Here is a 4,080-nt window from a genome sequence, read left to right on the forward strand (position 1 = left end):
GGGGTGGAGCAGCCCGGTAGCTCGTCAGGCTCATAACCTGAAGGTCACAGGTTCAAATCCTGTCCCCGCAACCAATTCCAGCATAAATTAAAACAACACCCCAAAAGCCGCTCATGCGGCTTTTTGCGTTTTTACACCACTAAAAACACCTCAGGCATCCCACCTCACAGCAATCTCCCCAAGCGTCCTGAGAACAGATTCATCCTCGGGTCGTATATTCTCGGAGAAAACAGGCGTCTCAAAATAGCCGATCACGATCAGCGGGCTGCGGTCGTCGGGCGGAAGCAGGACAGCCAGATCATTGGTTTTGTTCCCAATACCGGGTCGCATGCCTGTCCCGGTTTTGTCGAGCCCACGCCAACTGTCAGGTATTCCCGCCCGGATACGATTGCGCCCGCTTTGCGTGGCCGCCATCCACCCGCGTAACTGCTCGCGGCTGGTCGCGCTGAGCACATCGCCGAGTACGATTTTCCGGACAGTCTCTGCCATGGCTTGTGGTGTTGTGCTGTTTTTCTCGGTGCCGGGCGGGATCACATTGACATCTGGCTCATAGCTGTCGAGCCTGCTCGTCTTATCCCCGATCTCGCGCCAGAATCGTGTCACCGCGGCAGGGCCACCAAGCCGACGCATCAGTACGTTCGCTGCGGCATTGTCACTCGTGATCTGCACGGCTTCTGCAAGTTTCAGAATAGGCAAACTGCCCCTGGCGAGGTTTTTTTCGACAACAGGCGAATAGGCGATAATGTCTTCCTTGCTGAAAGGGAGAGGCTCCATCAAATCGAGATGTCCAGCATCACTTGCACGCAGAGCCATAGCAGCCAGAGACAATTTGAACGTCGAGCAATGGCAGAAACGTTCGTCAAAGCGCCAACCGAAACTGTGCCCGCTGCCGGTATCCAGAACAAACGCTCCCAATCTGCCGCCTGTTGCCTGTTCCAAGGCACGAAGGCGCGCAACAGGGGTGGGCAGTGATACTCCCGCGCGGGCACGGCGGGACAGGAGTACGCTTGCGCCAAAGCTCAGACCGAAATCACGACGGTTCATCATGATCTTTTCACTATCGTATATTTTTGAAGTGCACCATCCCGGTGAGAAAGGGTGTGGCGGTCAGTCCTTCTGGTGGAAACTGTGTTCGCCAAACAGGTAGCAGTGGAATGGCATTTTTCGTCTGAGGTCTGATTGCATGGCAAAGATGTGTGCAGCAGTCAAAGTCCCTGTTTTCCTCGATTTTGTCGGAGAGAGTGCCATGACAAAATCTGTGGATACTACCCGTGCAGACGATGCCCGGCCCGAAACCCGTGCGGGCGGGCCTGCCAAGCAAGAGCGAAAGCGCCGACGAGGAGAACCATCATGGCGCAGGGGAAAGAGGCGACTCCCCATGTATCAAGCAGCATGCCTCCCAGCAGGCCACCCCCGGCAATCGCGCTGTTCCATGCCACGACATTCATTGAAAGAGCCACATCGGCACCTTCCCCTGCTGCGTCTGCCAGTGCGGTCTGCAACAAGGTTGCTGCGCCACCAAATGTCAGCCCCCAGACGGCCACGCCTGTCCATATGATAACGGGGGAGGCGGCTCCAACTGCAAAAATGCAGCACACGGCAGCAAAGACTGCCAGACTGAGCAGAACGGAGGCACGCAGGGCGTGGTCCACCAGTTGGCCGGTCATGCCAATTCCCGCCAGAGCAGCAATACCGAAAACCAGCAGGACAAGATCCACCTGTTTCACCATTCCAGAGAGGCTGAGGAAGGGTACGATATAGGTGTAGAGAATATTGTGTGCGAGCATCCACATGATCACGACCCCCAGAACAGACCTGACGCCGGGGGTTGTGAGCACATGTCGGAACGGCAGGCGTTGTGCGTGTGTCGTCCCCGGAAAATCCGGGACGGTTGCAAGAACCCACCCGATCAGCAGTGCCGTGAAGGCTGACATCGCCCCGAAAGCCAGCCGCCATCCCAAGGCTGCGCCAAGCCATGTGCCTGCCGGAACACCAAGGGACAACGCTATAGGCGTCCCTACCATGGCAATGGCCAGGGCGCGCCCTTGCTGGGCGCGTGTCACCATCCGGCGCGCATATCCGGCCAGCAGCGCCCACGCGAGGCCAGCGGCAGCCCCCGCGCAATAGCGGGCGGCAAGGGTGAGCCAATAATTGGGAGAAAGAGCGGTGATGGCGTTGAACACCAGAAAACCGGCAATCGCCAGTAACAGCACGGCGCGCCGCCGCCAGTGGTGGGTGGCAAGTGTGAGGGGGAGTGCTGCACTCAGAGAGCCGACAGCGTAGGCTGTTACCATCTGCCCCACATAAGCGGCTGAGACATGCAGCCCGGCGCCGATTTCGGGGAGCAGCAGCCCGGCGGGAAGGGTTTCGGTCATGATACACAGGAAGCCGGTCATGGCGAGGGCAAGGAGGCCGGCAACGGGGAGGGGATCATCTGTGCGTGTGAATGATGATGCGGCGGGGTGGGTCATCAGGAACTCATATATATGGAATGATCAGTCTCAATGTATGAGCGCTCGGAAAGGGTGGCAATGAATTTCTGGACTGAGTATTATGGAAGTTCCTTCAGACACGGAGTGACACGCTATGGCGCGGACAGGACGGCCTCGCGAATTTGACCGGGACAAAGCGCTTGATGCCGCCATGGCGCTCTTCTGGGCGCAGGGATACGAACCTACATCCCTGAGCCAGCTCAAAGCGTGCATGGGAAATATTTCTCCCGCAAGTTTCTATGCGGCTTTTGGTTCGAAAGAAGCCTTGTTTCGGGAAATCGTGCAGCGCTATCTGGAAACCTATGGTCAGGTGATGGCCCCTTTGTGGGATGAAACCCTCTCCCCCCGAGAGGCCATTGAACAGACCTTGCGGGGTTCTGCACGGATGCAGACAGGCCATGCACACCCCACCGGTTGCCTGATTGTGCTGGGGGCCAGCAACTGTTCTCCTGAAAATCACTCTGTCCAGTATTTGCTGGCAGCCGAGCGTGCGCGCACCCGCAGCGGCATCAGCGCCTGTGTGAATCGCGCCATTGCACAGGGCGCGCTTGCCGACACACCTCTTACTGAAACCCTGCCGGCGGTTTTCACGGCGTTTCTGCACGGGATGGCCTGTGAAGCCCGGGATGGAGGTAGCGCGGAAAAGCTGGAAGCTGCGATTGAGAGCCTTATGCGGCTTTGGGACAGCCAAAGCATGGTGCTCTCTGGGTCTGGCCATGGCGGCGGATAAACGGCTTTTCGTGCAGTACGCACGGGTATTGCGGCAGTAAAATCCGTATCAATCAATCCATAAGTGATTGACGGGTGGCGCTGCGCTATTTATGCATCGAATGGTCTTGAAGTAGCCTGTCTGGCGACGGTCTGATGATTTTTGAAGCTCTTCTTCTGCTTCTGCCCTTTCTCCGGTGCGCCATGCGGTCTCTCCGTTAAAGGAAATTGGCCATGACTCAAAAGACCATCGCCCTTGTCACGGGTGCTAATCGCGGGATTGGATACAGTATTGCAAAATTTCTTATAAAATCAGGTGTTAGCGTGATTGGAACCTATCATTCCAATCAGGCGGAAGCAGAGGCTGCCGAGGTCGCTCTGAGTGGAGAGGATGTGAAACTTCACATGCTGAAGCTCGATATTTCGGAGCATACTTCCATTCCAGCCTTCACAGCGCAGGTGAAGGATGTGCTGGAAAAGTCTTTCGGACAGTCTTCATTGGATTATGTTGTGCAGAATGCAGGCAATATCGTGCATACGCGCTTTGAGGATACCACGCCGGAACAACTGGACAACCAGTATGCCATCCATTTCAAGGGACCGTATCTGCTGAGCGTGGCCCTTCTGCCGATAATCCGTGATGGCGGACGTATTCTCAATATTACCTCGGCCGCCACGCGCTTCTATCTGCCAGACCACGCGCCCTATGCCGCCATGAAAGCCGCCACGGAAGTGGTTTCTCTCTACATGGCCAAGGAACTGGGCGCACGTGGAGGGTTCGAAAAACCCCCTGGTTTTGAGAGCTGCTCTGTGATTCCATTTCCCTTGAGTTGATTGGGGGCATGGATCATGAAGCAGACTGGTTTCTTTGATGTTGAAG

Annotated in this window: 3 protein-coding genes and 1 pseudogene; 2 read left to right on the forward strand and 2 right to left on the reverse strand. The window is 56.6% G+C overall.

Features of this window, described 5'->3' with window-relative positions; genetic code table 11:
- Window positions 1-150 precede the first annotated feature (150 nt).
- Window positions 151-1,047: a class A beta-lactamase gene (gene bla, locus GOB82_RS12975; protein ID WP_166123729.1), complete on the reverse strand. Its 897-nt coding sequence runs from the start codon at window positions 1,045-1,047 to the stop codon at window positions 151-153.
- A gap of 218 nt (window positions 1,048-1,265) precedes the next feature.
- Window positions 1,266-2,471: an MFS transporter gene (locus GOB82_RS12980; RefSeq protein ID WP_166123731.1), complete on the reverse strand. Its 1,206-nt coding sequence runs from the start codon at window positions 2,469-2,471 to the stop codon at window positions 1,266-1,268.
- A 115-nt stretch (window positions 2,472-2,586) separates the two neighbouring features.
- Here GOB82_RS12980 and GOB82_RS12985 point away from each other — a divergent pair, with 115 nt between their 5' ends.
- Window positions 2,587-3,222, forward strand: a complete 636-nt coding sequence (locus GOB82_RS12985; RefSeq protein ID WP_166123733.1) for a TetR/AcrR family transcriptional regulator — start codon at window positions 2,587-2,589, stop codon at window positions 3,220-3,222.
- A 212-nt stretch (window positions 3,223-3,434) separates the two neighbouring features.
- Window positions 3,435-3,974 (forward strand): annotated as a pseudogene (locus GOB82_RS12990) (SDR family NAD(P)-dependent oxidoreductase); the annotation flags it as partial.
- Between the last annotated feature and the right edge of the window lie 106 nt (window positions 3,975-4,080).

Source organism: Acetobacter farinalis (genome assembly GCF_011516935.1).
Lineage (GTDB): Bacteria > Pseudomonadota > Alphaproteobacteria > Acetobacterales > Acetobacteraceae > Acetobacter > Acetobacter farinalis.